The organism is Runella limosa DSM 17973 (assembly GCF_000482465.1).
Classification (GTDB): domain Bacteria; phylum Bacteroidota; class Bacteroidia; order Cytophagales; family Spirosomataceae; genus Runella; species Runella limosa.
This window is the reverse complement of the sequence record NZ_KI519424.1, coordinates 214,765-230,733: the sequence shown is the minus strand read 5'-3', so window position 1 is coordinate 230,733 and position 15,969 is coordinate 214,765. Positions and strand designations below refer to the sequence as shown.

Here is a 15,969-nt window from a genome sequence, read left to right as displayed (position 1 = left end):
CGACTTATCTCTATGAAAAAATATACATTACTTTCGCTGACGTTGGCGGCTCTTTTGGGGGCTTCTTGTACCAAAGAGTTCGACAAAATGAACATCGACCCCAACAACCCAACGGCCATTGGTCCGCAGTATTTGCTGCCCTACGCCATGGAAAAATCGGTGGATAGATTCTGGGGAGGAAGCACGCGTTTTGAGCGCTTGAATATCGACGGAATGATGCTTTGGATGCAGTATTTTACCCGAAATATTTACTCAAACGAAGGTGACAACTACGGACTTTCACCCGCATTTTACAACAACAACTGGGCGTCTTTCTTTAACGATGGCTTGTTGAATTTCCAACGAATTATTGTCGATAGCTCACCAACGGGCAAAGCGCCAAACACCAATTATGAAGGCGTGGCTTTGGTAATGCGTTCGTGGTTGTTTTCGGTGACGACTGATCTTTGGGGCGCAATTCCGTATTCGGAAGCCTTAAAAGGGACGGCCGAGTCGCCTAGCTACACCCCTGCGTATGATTCACAAGACAAAATCTATGAAGGATTGTTGAACGACCTAAAAATTGCCAACGAAAAACTCGTGGTAGGTGGCCCAGGCGTTCAAGGAGATATTATTTACGGAGGTAACATCCTGAAATGGAAGAAGTTTGCCAATTCATTGCGTTTGCGTTTGGCCAATCGTCAGGCGGCTAAGAAGTCGGCGGAGTCACGGGCGATTATGAGAGAGATTTTGGGTGATGCTACAAAATACCCCATTTTTACGAGCAACGACGACAATGCCTTGATCAAAAATACGGCAACACTTCCGAGCAACAACGAATGGCACGAAGTGATGGTACGCGGTAGCCGTACTGACTGGAATATCAGCAGTACTTTGGCCGACAAGCTCAACGCTTTGGGCGATACCCGCATCACGATTTATGCGAATCCAGTAGCTGGAAAATACGTAGGACACCCCAACGGCTTGCCCGATGCGATTGCAACGACTTACTTGTCGTCGAGCTCAACGATTGGCAATTACTTCACCCGCCCCGAAACGCCAAGTGTGATTATGACCCTTTCAGAATTGAACTTGATTTTGGCCGAAGCAGCCATTGATGGGGATATTACGGGTGATGCTAAAACATACTTCGAAAATGGGATTACGGCTTCTTTTGACCAATATGGTTTGAAAGTACCTGCCGATTATTTTACCAAAGTAGGGGCCGTAACGCGCGAAAAAGTACTTGATCAAAAATGGATAGCACTTTACGGAGTAGGTGTAGAGGCTTGGACCGAATACCGCAGAACAGGTTTCCCTGTGCTACCTGCCAAAGATCCACGGGCTGTTTTTGAAAACGATGGTGTGTTGCCAACCCGTTTGCCGTACCCAAGTACCGAATATTCACTCAACAAAGCTAGTTTGGACAAGGGGATTGCCCTCAACGGCGGTGCCGATAACATGAAAACCAAGCTTTGGTGGTCTGAAAAATAATCCCAATGTTAAATTTTTATTCACAGAAATACATAATTTGAATTTTGCTATGTAGTTGTGAATAAAATAGTTAACTTAGAGTCACCATAACAAAATACCAACAAAAGCCACAAGCTAAACCGCCAATTCAAAAAAACTCACAAACACATGACACAGATTATCAACCGCCGCAGTTTACTTAAATCAGGTTTGATGACCTTAGGAGGAATGGCCGCTGCGCCTGCAGTAGGTGCCTTCGCAAATGTACCTTCACGTATAGACACTAACGGTAATATATTTCATAGCCCTTTACTCAGAGAAACGGTGTTGGAAAACCCGCCAAAAACGCCCCCAACTCTTGTGCGCATCAATGCCAACGAAAACCCTTATGGCCCTCCGATGAGCGCCCGCAAGGCCGTGGCAGATGCAGTAGCTACAGGAAGCCGTTATTCGTGGAAAGAGTTAGAAAACCTTGTTGGAAAAATCGCTAAAAAAGAAGGCGTTACTCCTGACCACATCATGATGGGCCCTGGCTCGTCGGATTTGTTGGAGAAAGTGGCCATCGTACTTTTCCAAAAAGGTGGAAATGTAGTTTCGGCTGACCCAACTTATATGTCATTGGTGAAAGTAGCCGAGGCTACGGGAGCTACCTGGAAGGCTGTTCCGTGTAAAGGTGACTGGTCGCACGACTTGAAAGCAATGGAAGCAGCCATCGACAAGGACACAAAGCTTGTCTATATTTGTAATCCTAACAACCCAATGGGTAGCATCACGTCGGGCAAAGAGTTGTTGGATTTCTGCTCACGTGTTTCTGAAAAAGTACCCATTTTCGTGGACGAAGCCTACCTCGAATTGGCCGTAGGTGCTGATACTCAGAGTATGGTGTCGTTGTTGGCACAAAAGAAAAATGTCATCATCGCCCGTACTTTCTCAAAAATTATGGGTATGGCAGGTTTGCGCGTTGGATACGTAGCGGCGCTCCCTGCCACGTTGGATAAAATTCAGAAAATCACCCGTGGTGGTATGGGAATCACCCAAACGTCGATTGCCGCTGCGGTGGCAAGTATGGACGATGCGGAGTTCCAAGACACAACGCGTAAACTGAACCACGAAGTGAAGATGTATCTTTGCAAAAACTTGGATCGTTTGGGGTACAAATACGTGCCTTCATACACCAACTTCGTGATTTTCCCCATCAATATTCCGACCAAAGAATTGCTCCAAAAAATGATGGCCAAAGGCATTATGGTACGCGGATACGAAATTCAGGGTAAACCTTGGTGCCGCGTAAGTATGGGTACGATGGACGAAATCAAGCAGTTTGTAAGTACCCTTGAGGCGATAAGCTAATTTTAAATCAAAGTCAGTGGCGTAGGTAGCAAACCTACCTACGCCCAAGATTTGCTACTTTTCCACATTTACTTATGAGTGAAGCTTTACAAAAAGCCATAACCCTTCTGGCTTTGATTGGGTTAGGTCTTATATTACGTTCTAAGTTTAAGAACAAAGAACAAACCAACGGAATCAAGGAAATGGTGCTTTCGGTGGCGCTTCCTGCCACGATTTTTATTGCTTTGATGAAAATCGACGTGGATGCAAAGCTGATTGTGGTTCCTGCGTTGACGTTGTTGTTTAACTTTTTTATGTATTTCACGGCGCCGTTGGCCTTTCCTTTTTTTGGCATCGAAAAAGACAGTTCAATGGGACGTACGTTGGTGATGTTGTTGCCATCGTTGGCGCCAGGCTTGTCGTGCTTTCCGTTTATTGCCGAATTTTTGGGTGAAAAAAGTGTCGCGATGGCTGCCCTTGGCGACGTAGGAAACAAATTTTTTGTGTTGATTTTCTTGTACGTTATCGCCATGAACATGTTCCTCAAAAACACCAAATCGGAGGAAACCAAAATGGGCGAAAAAATCAAAAGTCTTTTGATGAACCTCGTTCAAGAGCCAATCAACATCATCATTATTTCGGCGGCGGTTTTGTTGAGCTTAGGCTTAAATTTTAAAGCACTTCCGATGATTGTTCAGGAGGTATTTGACAAAACAAGCGCGATGATGACGCCGTTGGTGTTGATTTTTATTGGGGTAGCTGTTCAACTAAAACAACGTAAAAAAAGACTTATTGCTTCGTTGTTGGTATTTCGTGCAGGGCTAACGATGCTTTTTAGCGCCGCTATTATTACGCTGCTGGGCATTCATGACCCAACGATGATTTTGTTGGCGACGGTGATCCCGTTGAGTTCGGCAAGTTTTTGGCCATTTGCGCACATCTCAGCTTTTAACTCACGCGAAGAAGCCCTAGAGATTCCCAAAGAACGCCGCACGTTCAATGCCGAGTTAGCGGTGTTGGTCATGGCCTTTTCGTTGCCTTTTTCTACTTTACTTATTTTAGGAATCTTGTCAACGGGAACGTTTTTTGCCCATACCAGTACCATTGCCATTTCGGGAATTGTTTTGATGCTAGTGGGTTTTGTTCCAACCTTTTTGGGACGCAAAACCGTTCGTTTGTCGAAAGCATAAAAAACGACGAACACTTGTTACAATGAATGTTTCAACAAAACTGATGAACCAATGAAAACTTTGAAAATATTCTTATTTGTGGCTACGGCCTTGGCAGCAGCATCTTGCAAAGTAGAAGACCCCTTTGTGGACAGAGTTGTTTCGCCTGTATTGCTAGTGTTTGACAATGCCGTGGGCGATGGTGGAGGTTTTACAACTGAACCTACCGTGACGTCAAAAGCGACAAGTACGCAAGCGACGATTAGCGTTCGGATTTTTGAATTGGACAAAACCAATATATTGGATTACAAGAAGGGCATTGACTCTATTCCTCTTACGGGGTTGAGTTTGGCACTAACGACGCGTACGGGTACAAAAATTGCCGACGTGACAACCGACGCCAAAGGCCGCGCAACGATTACAAAAACGTGGGCTGAATTTGGATTGTCGGCCCCTAAATCTGGAAACACTGTATCACTAACACTGACTGGAAAATACAAGGAGCAAGCGTTCACAAAACTAGCGCGTCTCCAAGCGAATTAGTTGTTGGTCAATAGTTGACAGACTTTAGTTCACAGTCTATAATATGGGCTGGAGTAACGTAAACACGCTGGACTATCGTCTATCGACCATGGACTATACCACTTAAAGATTATTGGTGGGTTTGAATAATCAATGATTGAACTGACAACGCCGAGGCACTCGTCTCGGCGTTGTTTTTTTATTTTTTTAGTAAAACATAAGTAAAGTTCTCGTTAAACTAACTTATGGCATAAATTAGCGTTCAAAATGACATAATTCATGCGATTCAAACTCACGTTAGCCCCCGTTCGAGACCGTCAGCGTTTAGTGTTCAACTATCAATATCCCCTGCAAGCGTGGATTTATGGTCGCTTGGCCAATGCCGACGCTGCGTATGCGGGTTTTCTGCACGAACGAGGCTACCAAGTGCCCGAGAGTCGTAAGGCGTTTAAGCACTTTACTTTTTCGGCTTTGCAAATACCAAGCATCGAACCCATCAAGAAAGGAGATACGTATATGGTGCTGCGTTCGGGAGTTTTGACGCTGTATATCTCGTTTTATGTGGACAAAGCGGCGGAAAATTTTATCGTTGGGCTGTTTCAACAGCAGCAACTGAGCATTTATAATCGGGAATGTAGGGCCAATTTTGTGGTAGAACGCGTGGAGACAGCCCCCTTGCCTGCGTTACAGAGCTCAATGACATTTCGTACGCTGTCGCCGATGGTTGTAGCCCAAAAAGTGGACGATTTGGATCAATACTTGACCCCAACGGACGCCGATTTTGGGCGATTTTTTGCGGTGAATTTGGTCGATAAACTGCGTTCGGTGCAACCTTCCATGGAAATGGACGCAACGATTGCCGAGCGACTGGTCAAGTTTGAGTTACTAAGCGACCCCGAACGGATAAAAAAACGAGGATTTCTGGCCAAAGAAGGCAAAGAGAAGGAGCAAACAAAAGTAATTGGTTATCACAATTTTACGTTTGCCCTGACAGCCCCGCCCGAACTCATTGAAGTAGGCTATTTGGGTGGATTTGGGAAGTATTGTTCGATGGGGTGTGGGTGTGTGGAGGTGGTAGAATGAGGTTTTATCAATGAAAAAGTTTCGACACTAATACGTTTTGACGATGAGAAATCTAGTATATTTGCGGTTGACTGATGCGTTTGGTCGCTTACACAACTCATCTCCTGATGGGGGTTGCCAGTACTGGTACGGGGGCGAAGAGATGTATCAGTTTTTTTGTGTCCTCACAAATTTAAAGGCGGTTTTAATTTATCGAGCCTCAGTAAGTGAGTCTCACTCTCACCGTCATATACTCTTGGGCCTTCTCCGTATAAATCGACAATTTTACCTGCTAAAGGTTCTATGCTTTGCCAGAAGCGGATTTCTCCCTTTAATAAATAACGCTGTAAAGCCCACAGAAAGTAATCTACGATACTTAATTCGAGATAAAATTTGGAGGAGTTATTCTTGTGCTTACGGTTGAAACGGTTTGGTGTTTCGACCATACCCAAAATAAGCAAAGGCTGGAAGCCTTCCGTCCCGACCAACAATTTTTTTCGTTTCCCATAAAACTCTGGGTCGCCACATTCGTCGATAAAGAAATAATGGGTTTGGAGCATGAGGGTTTACCGTTTGATAAGTTTTGGGGTCAAGAAGATAAAATGTAGCTACCTTTAAAATGAGGTAGCTACGTGAAATCCTTGAAATGGTACGATTGAAATTTGTTTTTGCTTAAAAGAACAAAGCATGTTTCAATTCCTGGGTGGTACGATTGAAATAAATGTTGAACAAACTAACATTCAACTGTGGAAATAATCTGCCTTGCGTTGGCATACAAAAATATTGATTTGAAGTCGCCTAAAAAAATATAAACTTAAATAAACATAGCATTGGAAATTTTATTAAGTTTGTTCCATAATTTAATTTCTAAAAGACATGCAGCGACCCAAACATGACATTCTTATTAATAAACCCTACATTTGCAAGCATTGTAAATGTGACTGTAACACATTGATTTTCTGTGAAATATGCAATGAACTTAGATTTTTGGACGATGAAAAAAATATTTGAAACCTATACAGGTAATTCCTTTCTTGATAATGCTCTTTATACGCTAGAGGGATTAGGTAGTTGCAATATTACTGAGTTGAATGTTGAAAAACTCAAAAAACTCTTTCAAGATCCTTATAAGAAGGGGCATCAATCGTTGATGCAGCTCAATAAACGATTAAAGAACTATACAATGCTTTTTACAAAGAATGGTCCTTTACACAACGATAAAGAGTTTGGCGAACGGATATATAAAACTTTAATGGAAAGTATCATTGATGGCTTTGAAGATGAAGGCGAAAATATCTGTGAATTATCAGGTATGCGATTCCATAAAAAATTTGAAACTTACTATGCCGAAACGCTCCAAAAAATAGGTTACCCTGCTGATAAAATTATAGGGAAAGATAAAACTATTAATCGTTGCTGGTTTCCATTGATTGGTGGATTGGGCTCTGATGCTCAAGCTTTACCACAAGCTAGGCGAGCGATACAAATACATCCAATTTGGGTTGTAGTAATGCAGTTTTTGCCATTGTCCGCAGTGATTTTCAAAGGAGGGGTTCTTTTGGTGGACTCCTCCAATTTTGAGTTTGCGAAGCTGATGGTTGCCAAATTTGTAGATGAAATCAAGAGCAGAGCAGAAAGTGTGAGTGTTTCTCAACAAATCGAAAATTACAAAGACTATGCAAAAGGAAATTACATTCTTCAAGCTCTTTCAATTTTAGATGACAAAGAAGATTATGATGATGAATATACTGATATAAATCTGTGGAGTTTTTCTAATTCGGGTACAGGTGCAAGTTGTGAAATTGACAGAGTACCGAATCGACTTATCAGAAAATTATTAGCATTCAAAAAAGATGGCTATACATCAAAAAGGCTTGGTTACATCCTCAATAATCCTAAGCTTACAAACTCATTTCTTGAATCGCTTGAAACTAATAACGATTGGTGGGGGCTTTATATTCCGATTGATAAAGATAAAAATCTTATAGAATCGAAATTTTTAGAAAAATACTACGAGTTAATAGGAAAAAAAATAAACTTAGATTACGCCAAATACATTGCCTTTTTACTTAATATTTATGTTGAAAAGGAAAAAAACTTTGCTAAACTCATTGATAGTAGTTTAGATGCTTATAAAGACGATAATTACCGAGTGGAAATTTACAAAGCTTTAATAAAGGCGACCCAAGAAGGTAAATGGTCTTTGGAGCATCATTTGCAGATTATTGACAACCCAGATTCTTTTCCTATCAAGAATACATTTTATTCATTCCATAAACTTATACATTTCTATTATTGGAAAAAGGAGTTTAGAAATGAATTACCAACTCTTATTCAATGTCAAAAAACTCAAGTTGAAAATGCTTGTGAATGGTTGATAGGTTTGGTGCAGATTGATAAAAACAAAGAAAAAACCATCAATTGGCTCAAAAATCAACAATATTATGCCCAAGTAACATTTGTAGAAATATTATTGAGGCAAGCCAAAACGGTTTCCATGAAAAGTGTTTTAACCTATTTGTATGACGAAAACTGGAATTCTATACGGATAGGCTTAAATGAACTACTGAGAATATTCTTTAATCAGCCGAGCCAAAGGCAAATAACATTTGGAGATGAGAATGGGATAGAAGAAAATCCATTTACTGACTTTGCAGAAGCGTACAAAAAATATTATACTGAAAAGTACTCTAACGCCAAATTTAGAATGCTAGTCAAAAGTATTCCGAATGATAATAGGAAATTCAAAAGTTGGCTTGGAAATACTCTTCAAGAAAGAGAAAAATATTACAATGAGTACCCACAAGAAAATATAGCAGTCTTTGAATTGGATGAGTTGATGTCCAATCCATCAGGAGAAAGAAGGTTAAATTTTGCTCGTTTTGCTATCAAATTCAGTCTTTTAAAATTAACCGAGCTGAACGAATATCAATCTAATGAAATTGATGAAGACTTTGAAGATGTATTGGAAGAAACCGAATTAATACCTTAAATAAATGTAAAAATGGCAGAATTAAAAAACATCACTGGAGCATTGTTGATAGATGCTACCGCCGCTTTTTTGAATGGTGCAGGTCTTGAAACTGGCGAGAACAAGAATGAAGTAGCTATCAAAACTTTTTTTGAAAAAGTAAATGGAAAATCTGAGAAGGTACCTTATGTGTCGGCTCAATCTTGGAGAAGGTGGTTAAGAAATACTTCAAATGAGGAAAACGGATGGTTGCCGAGCGAACTTCGTGCCATTGAATCTGAAAAAGCGAAAAAGGAAAAAGCAAAAGAAAGTGGCGAAGAAAAAGAGAAAAAAAGTAATACTGCTAAAATAGCTACTGAGCTAAACCCTGTTGAGTTTCCTGAGGATGATTTATTTGGCTACATGAAGAGCGGTGGCAAAGATGACGAAAGTATTCAACGTACATCGCCTTTTAAATCATCAATTCTGAAAGGAATCAAAAATATGCGTACTATTAATACTGATGAAGCATTCGTTCACTTAAAAGAAGGTACACCACTGCCTTACTCGACGCAATTCTATTCGACTCATTTAGAAGGTTTCTTCAACTTAGAATACTATCGCTTGGGGGTTTATGACAATACTGCAAGTCGTAAAGAACTTTCGCAGGAATTAGTTGAAAAACATCACGATAAATTTGATGTGGCCCAAATTCCTTATGGTTCAAAAACTTTTCCAAGATATACGTTAAAAGAGGCGGTAAAAATCAAAAATAAAAATGCATCTGGCTTATTAAAAGGCTTGGCATTTTTGCGAGGTGGTGCTAAACAAGCTGCTTTTGGCTCAGACGTTTCACCCAAAGTATTGATTTTGGCAGGTATGCAGTCGGCAAATCCTGTTTTTAATAATATTTTCGTTGGTACTGGTGAAAAGCCTCAACTCAATGTTGATACACTTTTGGAAATTCAAAAGGATTACAAAGACAGGTTGGCAACACCTATTTTCATTGGTATTAGAACAGGTTATTTGCAAAACGAAACTGAAATAAAAGAAAAATTGAAAGAGGGTTTTGTGATAGATTCTCCTGTGGGAGTAGTTAAAACATTCAATGAAACTTATTTGAAATGATGATACAGAATTTGCTTCAAATTAAGTTAGAGGGGTGGACTGCTACCCCTCGCTTACCTTTCGTTTTGTCTGGTAATGCCCTTTGTTTGCCAGTGCCAACTTATTCCTTATTGTTAGGTTTGGTTGGTTGTTGCTTAGGAAGGTTAGTGCAATCTCACGAGTTGAAAATTGGTTTTAGATACGAATTCGATAGTACAAACGAGGATATAGAAACTCGCCAGAGACTTGAATATGATGGAAAAAAAGTAAAAAGTCATGCTAAAGGTACAGATGCACATACACGTGAGTTTCATGCCATACCGAGGCTAACTATTTGGTTGAATAGATTAGACTGGGAAGATTTTTTTCGTAATCCCGTAGGGACACCTTCACTTGGACGTTCGCAGGATATTATGAAAATAGTTGAGGTATCAATTATAGAAGCTATTCAAGTTTCAGAAACAACGATTGCAGGGACAATGATCCCCTTTGAAGCCTCGCTCAAAGTTGGGGGGCAGTTAGTACGGTTAGCTGAAGCTTTTGAAGAAGGGGATAGCGTTGGGCAAGGCAGATTAGCTACAGCTGTAAGGATGTTTTTAGCGATTCCTCCAGATAGTATTTCAAAAGTCAAAATCAGTCAAATTTTTGAAGTTTCTGGGGAGCAAGGGGCTGATTATCAAGTAAAGGGGTTTTATTTACATACTTTTAGTAATGCCAACTGATTTTTCAAAATACATAGCAAAAAGTAACGGGCTTACTTTGAAAGAACATACTAATGATGTGCTCTTTGCGGGGCGTAAGTTGGTTGAAACATTATCGTTGACCGAAGATGAGAAAAAGAAATGGCTTGATAAAATTGAACGAGTTGCGGTTTTACATGATTTGGGGAAAGCACATCAAATGTTTCAAGCCTCTTTATTTGGAAAAAATGAGCTCGCAATTAGGCATGAAATATTTTCGCTTTGGTATTGCTTGAATTATTTAGAATTGGGTGAAGATGAGCTGTTTGCGATAGCTACACACCATAGAGGTGTTAGTACAGGGGTAGTTGAGACAGATAAAAAAAGGTTACAAAAAGAACAGTTAAAAGAACATTTTGAACAGCTAGTTGAACTGGATAAAGCAATACTAACAAAGATGTTCTTGATTGATTGGTTGGATGAAAATTCGCTAAAACTAAAACTAAAACAAGGGGATGATATAGAAGTGCCAATCTCCAAAAGATGGCAACGAATTTTGAAAAAAAATTCTCAAGGTAGCGAGTTTGATAAAACTCAAAGATGGGAGTTAGCCAAAACACGAGGGCTTTTGATTGCTGCTGACCATATTGGTTCGGCTCAAATTCAAAATGAAATTCCTACACCACGCCTATTGAAAATAGCAGATTTTCAACCGACGAAGGATGGGGTATTTTTCCCATTTCGTAAATTCCAAACTGATTTACAAACATTGAAGGGCGATGTGATACTTCATGCGCCTACTGGGTCGGGAAAAACAGAGGCCGCTTTGAGCTGGATTTATGCTAACCAAACTCCTAATGCCCGTATTTTTTATACTTTACCCTATACTGCCAGTATCAATGCGATGGTAGTCAGATTAAAACAGATTTATGGGGATGATAGTAACTTGGTAACGGCGCTACATTCAAAATCTTTAGACTTTTTTTATGACGAGGCCGAAGAAGAGACATTAAACTACGTTGAGCGAGAAGAGAAAGCTAAAAACAAAAAAAGTTTTTCCAAAGAACTATTCTATCCTATAAAGGTAACAACCCTTCATCAGATTTTGAAAAATGCGCTTATGGGTAAAGGATGGGATATGGCTTTGTTCGATTATCAAAATGCTCTTTTTGTTTTTGATGAATTTCATACTTATGATCCACTTATTACGGGAATGATGATGGCAACTGTAAACTGGTTGAGAAAGAGTTTTGACGCTAAAATTATGTTTATGTCGGCTACAATTCCTGAATTTATTCTTGATAAATTGATAGATAATTGTTTTGAAGGAAATAAAAGTGTTATTAAGAGACCCAATCCTATCGTGGCTTCTGATGCCGAGATTTTGGGAAGGAAAAGGCATAGACTAATTTGTATATCGAAAAGACAAATAAGAGATAATTATGAATTGATTGAGCAAGCTATTGAATCAGGAAAGTTAGTTTTAATAATTGTAAATAATGTAGCTAGTTGTCAAGAAATTTATACGTATTTTAAAGAATATAGCCCAGTTTTACTTCATGGGGGATTGCATAGGAAAGATAGAAAAGTAAATGAAGGAAAGATTACTAATTCAAATAAAGAGAAACGACCTAAACTGTTGATAGCCACACAAGCAGTAGAAGTGAGTTTGGATATTGATTATGAAGTGGCATTCATTGAAAACGCCCCAATTGATGCTTTGATTCAAAGATTAGGGAGAGTCAATCGAGCTGGGAAAATGCCTCAATGTGCAGAGGTATATATTTTTGAAAACTCAATGGGTAATATTGAAAAAATATATAATAAAAAAGTCTGTGAAGATACTTTCAGAGAGCTATCAAGGCTAGATAGTAAAGAGTTAACAGAAGGTGATTTAATTGATGTTTGTAATATTGTTTATATAGACGGATATTCAGATAATACTGATAGAGAAGATTTTGATTCAGGTTACAGAAATGATATAATAAACAATTTCAATGAGAGACTTATTGCTGGACATTGGGAAAATTGGATTGAAGGCCTATTGGAAAAGAGTAAGTCAAAGATTGATGTATTGTGTGGGAATTGTTTTAGTGAATATGTTATGCTACTAGAAAATGGTCAAAATATTGACGCCTATCAACTGTTTGTTCAAATCTATTTTTGGGAGAGTGAAGATATTCAGAGGGTCATTTCAGAGAAAAAAACTTATAAGGATAAAAGTGAGAAGTATAATATTCTTATTGCTGATGATTTGGAATATGAAGATGGGTTTGGCTATAAAAAAAAACTTGATAGTAATGGACAGTTTCTGTAAATCGAAGATTGTTTATGATTGATTTTTTCGACTACGAAAAACAGGTTTAATCATGTTTTACACAATTGGGTTGTATAAAAAATCGGCGCATTCTGCGACGTATAATGGCCAGATACGGTATGAATGTAGATACGTTGCATGCAACGTATCTACATTCATTAATAATCATGGAACGGGGATAACAATGCGGAATTATTTTTGAAACAGGGTTTTGAACAACAATGTATCATGGCCAAAACCTGTGATATTTTTGGCCAAATATTGGGTCGATTGCTGTAGATACGTTGCATGCAACGTATCTACAAATGACAAATTATTTGATTGGCCGTCTAACTGGTGATAGGCCGTTTGGCGAAACATTTTGTTTTTCAAACGTGCCATTTGATAAATCTCCTAACAATAGACGACGGCTATGGCAGAATTATTCAACAACAAATACCGTATCGAATCGGCACGGTTAAAAGGCTGGGATTATGGGTCGGAAGGGGCCTATTTTATTACCATTTGTACCAAAGACCGTGCACATTTCTTTGGCGAATGTGTCAATGGAAAAATGAAATTATCGACCATGGGGGCAATTGTGCAGGGGTGTTGGTACGACATACCTGCGCATTTTCCACACATTGCGTTGGGGGACTTCGTGGTAATGCCTAATCATATCCACGGGATTTTGGTATTGGATAAATCGTTGCGGGAACAAAATCGGGGTGACAATGATGACGACGACGTAGAGACGTTGCATGCAACGTCTCTACCACCGACCAATACCCCCGCATTTTATCAGGCGATTTCGCCCGATGCAGGGTCGATACCAACCGTGATTCGGTCGTTTAAATCGGCCTGTACCAAACACATCCGTGAAACCTTTCCACAGCGGGATTTTGGTTGGCAAGAACGTTTTTGGGACAATATCATTCGGAACGAAGCATCTTGGGATAGGATTCGTAACTACATCACTACAAATCCTGCCAACTGGAACAAAGACAAATTTTTTGACCAATGAATATCAACGCGACATTGCTAAACTATTACCAGTTGTGCCACCGTAAAATGTGGCTACACTACCATGCCATCCGAATGGAACACACCTCGGAGGTGGTGTATGAAGGTAAATTGATAGGGGAGGAGAGCTATCCTTTTCGGGCTGATAAAAATGAGGAATTGGAAATAATGCTCCCTCTCCAGAAAGGAGAGGGCTCGGGTGAGGTTAACCTAACCGCCAAAATAGATTTTTTTGACGCCAAACGCGGGATTGTCCACGAAACCAAAAAATCGGCGGCCAAAGAATGGGCGCACGTGGCGCAGGTGCAGTTTTATTTGTACTTGTTGCAAAAAAATGGTGTGGAAGTCAGTCATGGTGTCATCGAATATCCCAAATTACGCCAAACCGAGCGGGTGACACTTGGCGAAGAAGACGTGATACGAATTGAAGCCAATATCGAAAAAATCAGGGAAGTACTCGAACAAGAACAATGTCCGCCGAAGTTGCCGATTTCAAAATGTAAAGCGTGTAGCTATTTTGAATTTTGCTGGGTGGGAGACGAATAACAACCATTGGAAGACAAAAAATGAAAAAAAGCTATTATCTCTTTAACCCTGGCCGCTTGAGCCGTAAAGACAACACGCTCTGTTTTGTGCCCGTTGACGAGGACGGTAACGAAGGACAGCCGCGCTACATTCCCATTGAAGGAGTGGATAACCTGTATTGTTTTGGAAGTTTGGATGCCAATAGCGCGATGTACAATTTTTTGGGCAAAAACCACGTATCGGTGCATTTTTTCGACTATTACGAACATTATACGGGGTCGTTTATGGCAAAGGAGTATTTGTTGGCAGGCAAAATGCAGGTAGAACAAACGCGCCATTATCTCTCCGACAAAAAACGAATGGTGGTAGCCAAGACGTTGGTCGAAGGGGCAGCTTTTAACATGTCCAAAAACCTCAAGTACTACCAAGGGCGTGGCAAAGACGTTGCCAAGCAGCTTGGACAAATCGAAAGTTATTCGCCGTCGATCACCGATGCGGGAAATATTGCGGAGTTGATGGGCATCGAAGGCAATATCCGACAAGCCTATTACGGGGCATTTGGGGAAATAATCAACGATTTTGACATGGGAAGCCGCAGTAAGCAACCGCCTCAAAACGAGGTGAACGCCTTGATTTCGTTTGGGAATATGATGTGTTACACGGTATGTTTAGACCAAATTTACCACACCCAACTCAACCCTACCATTAGTTTTTTGCACGAACCTGGAGCGAGGCGGTATTCGTTGGCGTTGGATTTGTCGGAGATATTCAAACCCATGTTGGTCGATCGCACGATTTTCACCGTATTGAACAAAAAACAGATACAAGCCAGCGATTTTCGGCAGGATATTAACCGCTGCGTGTTGAAAGAAGGGGCAAAAAAGGTATTTGTACAAGCGTTTGAAGAGCGATTGAAAGAGACATTTAAACATCGTTTGTTGGGTAGAAGCGTGAGTTATAAGCATTTAGTAAAACTAGAGTGCTACAAACTACAAAAGCATCTGCTGGGTATGGAAGTGTATAAACCTTTTAAAATGATGTGGTAACCCCTCCCTGTCCCTCCCCAGTAGGGAGGGAAAAAGCGCTATGTATGTAATATTGGTGTATGATATTGGAGAAAAACGGGTGGCAAAGATGTTGAAACACTGCCGCAAGTACCTGAATTGGATTCAAAATTCGGTGTTTGAAGGGGAAATTACGGAAGCGAAGTTGAAAGAAATGTTGATGGGCGCGCGGGCGATTATGAATGAGGATCAAGACAGCGTTATCCTATTTAAGAGTCGGAACGAGCGCTGGCTTGACAAAGAGATTATTGGGGTAGAACGAAGCTCAATTGATAACTTTCTTTGAGTACAAAGTCGTCGAAGCCGCAAAAATGCCCAAAAGTTCGTTGACATATTGACTATAAATATCCTTGACGTTGACGTAAGTAGTTGATAATGAGCAGTCGTCGATGGCCTAGTAAAATCGAGTCATTGGCCATCGACGATTTTTTAGTTGAAAAATACCGCAAAAAACCTTAAAATTGAGCCAAAATAGCCGTTTTTGCAACGGCTTTAAATCGTACCATTTTGGAATTGAAACCAACTAGCACTACAGTAACGCGCGCGGCAGATGTGCTTTAAATCGTACCATTTTGGAATTGAAACTCAAAAGGGCATTTTTTGGTTTGGGTCACGGCGGAAACTTTAAATCGTACCATTTTGGAATTGAAACAGCGGCCACTGCCGTAGGCGAGAAATCGCCGTGGCTTCTTTAAATCGTACCATTTTGGAATTGAAACGCAACAAAACGACCTGTTTGCGCAGGGGCGTACCCCTTTAAATCGTACCATTTTGGAATTGAAACTTTTCG

At 40.3% G+C, this 15,969-nt stretch carries 15 protein-coding genes and 1 CRISPR repeat array; of the genes, 13 read left to right on the top strand and 2 right to left on the bottom strand.

Annotated features, from left to right (window positions below):
- Nucleotides 1-12: 12 nt before the first annotated feature.
- The 5 genes from K339_RS0122690 to cas6 all read left to right on the top strand — a co-directional run bounded on the left by K339_RS0122690 (nt 13) and on the right by cas6 (nt 5,555).
- Nucleotides 13-1,473, top strand: a complete 1,461-nt coding sequence (locus K339_RS0122690; protein ID WP_028525654.1) for a SusD/RagB family nutrient-binding outer membrane lipoprotein — start codon at nt 13-15, stop codon at nt 1,471-1,473.
- A 147-nt stretch (nt 1,474-1,620) separates the two neighbouring features.
- Nucleotides 1,621-2,802 (top strand): pyridoxal phosphate-dependent aminotransferase, encoded by a 1,182-nt coding sequence (locus K339_RS0122685; RefSeq protein WP_028525653.1) that lies wholly within the window; start codon nt 1,621-1,623, stop codon nt 2,800-2,802.
- Between the two features lie 74 nt (nt 2,803-2,876).
- Nucleotides 2,877-3,971 carry an AEC family transporter gene (locus K339_RS0122680; protein WP_028525652.1) on the top strand — a complete coding sequence of 365 codons (1,095 nt, stop codon included), beginning with the start codon at nt 2,877-2,879 and terminating at the stop codon, nt 3,969-3,971.
- 51 nt (nt 3,972-4,022) lie between these two features.
- On the top strand, nt 4,023-4,493 hold the full coding sequence (locus K339_RS0122675; RefSeq protein ID WP_028525651.1) for a hypothetical protein: 471 nt from the start codon (nt 4,023-4,025) through the stop codon (nt 4,491-4,493).
- A gap of 258 nt (nt 4,494-4,751) precedes the next feature.
- Complete coding sequence (gene cas6, locus K339_RS0122670; RefSeq protein WP_028525650.1) at nt 4,752-5,555, top strand: CRISPR-associated endoribonuclease Cas6; 804 nt, start codon at nt 4,752-4,754, stop codon at nt 5,553-5,555.
- A 164-nt stretch (nt 5,556-5,719) separates the two neighbouring features.
- On the opposite strand, the gene K339_RS0122665 is transcribed toward cas6, so the two are convergent.
- Nucleotides 5,720-6,094 carry a hypothetical protein gene (locus K339_RS0122665; protein WP_028525649.1) on the bottom strand — a complete coding sequence of 125 codons (375 nt, stop codon included), beginning with the start codon at nt 6,092-6,094 and terminating at the stop codon, nt 5,720-5,722.
- Nucleotides 6,095-6,528: 434 nt separating this feature from the next.
- Here K339_RS0122665 and K339_RS0122660 point away from each other — a divergent pair, with 434 nt between their 5' ends.
- Genes K339_RS0122660 through K339_RS0122645 form a run of 4 tightly spaced genes read left to right on the top strand, consistent with a single transcriptional unit; the run spans nt 6,529 to nt 12,588 of the window.
- Nucleotides 6,529-8,526 carry a hypothetical protein gene (locus K339_RS0122660; protein WP_157607709.1) on the top strand — a complete coding sequence of 666 codons (1,998 nt, stop codon included), beginning with the start codon at nt 6,529-6,531 and terminating at the stop codon, nt 8,524-8,526.
- A gap of 12 nt (nt 8,527-8,538) precedes the next feature.
- Nucleotides 8,539-9,612 (top strand): type I-B CRISPR-associated protein Cas7/Cst2/DevR, encoded by a 1,074-nt coding sequence (gene cas7i / locus K339_RS0122655; protein WP_028525647.1) that lies wholly within the window; start codon nt 8,539-8,541, stop codon nt 9,610-9,612.
- A complete protein-coding gene (cas5, locus tag K339_RS0122650; protein ID WP_028525646.1) occupies nt 9,609-10,313 on the top strand; it encodes a CRISPR-associated protein Cas5 in 705 nt (234 codons plus the stop codon). The genes cas7i and cas5 overlap by 4 nt, the downstream gene beginning before the upstream one ends.
- Complete coding sequence (locus K339_RS0122645) at nt 10,303-12,588, top strand: CRISPR-associated helicase/endonuclease Cas3 (protein WP_028525645.1); 2,286 nt, start codon at nt 10,303-10,305, stop codon at nt 12,586-12,588. Before cas5 ends, K339_RS0122645 begins: the two co-directional genes overlap by 11 nt.
- Before the next feature lie 192 nt (nt 12,589-12,780).
- Here K339_RS0122645 and K339_RS0122640 read toward each other — a convergent pair whose 3' ends face one another.
- Entirely contained in the window at nt 12,781-12,969 is a 189-nt protein-coding gene (locus K339_RS0122640) for a hypothetical protein (protein ID WP_028525644.1), read from the bottom strand.
- A 31-nt stretch (nt 12,970-13,000) separates the two neighbouring features.
- Here K339_RS0122640 and K339_RS0122635 point away from each other — a divergent pair, with 31 nt between their 5' ends.
- Genes K339_RS0122635 through cas2 form a run of 4 tightly spaced genes read left to right on the top strand, consistent with a single transcriptional unit; the run spans nt 13,001 to nt 15,465 of the window.
- On the top strand, nt 13,001-13,591 hold the full coding sequence (locus K339_RS0122635; protein WP_028525643.1) for a transposase: 591 nt from the start codon (nt 13,001-13,003) through the stop codon (nt 13,589-13,591).
- The gene (gene cas4, locus K339_RS0122630; protein WP_028525642.1) at nt 13,588-14,136 is read left to right on the top strand and encodes a CRISPR-associated protein Cas4; all 549 of its coding nucleotides are present in this window, start codon (nt 13,588-13,590) and stop codon (nt 14,134-14,136) included. The genes K339_RS0122635 and cas4 overlap by 4 nt, the downstream gene beginning before the upstream one ends.
- Nucleotides 14,137-14,156: 20 nt before the next feature.
- The gene (gene cas1b, locus K339_RS0122625) at nt 14,157-15,161 is read left to right on the top strand and encodes a type I-B CRISPR-associated endonuclease Cas1b (RefSeq protein WP_028525641.1); all 1,005 of its coding nucleotides are present in this window, start codon (nt 14,157-14,159) and stop codon (nt 15,159-15,161) included.
- 40 nt (nt 15,162-15,201) lie between these two features.
- Nucleotides 15,202-15,465 (top strand): CRISPR-associated endonuclease Cas2, encoded by a 264-nt coding sequence (gene cas2 / locus K339_RS0122620; protein WP_028525640.1) that lies wholly within the window; start codon nt 15,202-15,204, stop codon nt 15,463-15,465.
- A gap of 204 nt (nt 15,466-15,669) precedes the next feature.
- Nucleotides 15,670-15,963: direct repeats of the CRISPR family, unit length 30 nt; unit sequence CTTTAAATCGTACCATTTTGGAATTGAAAC.
- Nucleotides 15,964-15,969 lie beyond the last annotated feature (6 nt).

Excerpts from the sequence above, each read along its gene's own strand:
- K339_RS0122690 (WP_028525654.1), top strand. The coding sequence starts at position 13 with ATGAAAAAATATACATTACTTTCGCTGACGTTGGCGGCTCTTTTGGGG.
- K339_RS0122685 (WP_028525653.1), top strand. The coding sequence starts at position 1,621 with ATGACACAGATTATCAACCGCCGCAGTTTACTTAAATCAGGTTTGATG.
- K339_RS0122680 (WP_028525652.1), top strand. The coding sequence starts at position 2,877 with ATGAGTGAAGCTTTACAAAAAGCCATAACCCTTCTGGCTTTGATTGGG.
- K339_RS0122675 (WP_028525651.1), top strand. The coding sequence starts at position 4,023 with ATGAAAACTTTGAAAATATTCTTATTTGTGGCTACGGCCTTGGCAGCA.
- cas6 (WP_028525650.1), top strand. The coding sequence starts at position 4,752 with ATGCGATTCAAACTCACGTTAGCCCCCGTTCGAGACCGTCAGCGTTTA.
- K339_RS0122665 (WP_028525649.1), bottom strand. The coding sequence starts at position 6,094 with ATGCTCCAAACCCATTATTTCTTTATCGACGAATGTGGCGACCCAGAG.
- K339_RS0122660 (WP_157607709.1), top strand. The coding sequence starts at position 6,529 with ATGAAAAAAATATTTGAAACCTATACAGGTAATTCCTTTCTTGATAAT.
- cas7i (WP_028525647.1), top strand. The coding sequence starts at position 8,539 with ATGGCAGAATTAAAAAACATCACTGGAGCATTGTTGATAGATGCTACC.
- cas5 (WP_028525646.1), top strand. The coding sequence starts at position 9,609 with ATGATGATACAGAATTTGCTTCAAATTAAGTTAGAGGGGTGGACTGCT.
- K339_RS0122645 (WP_028525645.1), top strand. The coding sequence starts at position 10,303 with ATGCCAACTGATTTTTCAAAATACATAGCAAAAAGTAACGGGCTTACT.
- K339_RS0122640 (WP_028525644.1), bottom strand. The coding sequence starts at position 12,969 with ATGGCACGTTTGAAAAACAAAATGTTTCGCCAAACGGCCTATCACCAG.
- K339_RS0122635 (WP_028525643.1), top strand. The coding sequence starts at position 13,001 with ATGGCAGAATTATTCAACAACAAATACCGTATCGAATCGGCACGGTTA.
- cas4 (WP_028525642.1), top strand. The coding sequence starts at position 13,588 with ATGAATATCAACGCGACATTGCTAAACTATTACCAGTTGTGCCACCGT.
- cas1b (WP_028525641.1), top strand. The coding sequence starts at position 14,157 with ATGAAAAAAAGCTATTATCTCTTTAACCCTGGCCGCTTGAGCCGTAAA.
- cas2 (WP_028525640.1), top strand. The coding sequence starts at position 15,202 with ATGTATGTAATATTGGTGTATGATATTGGAGAAAAACGGGTGGCAAAG.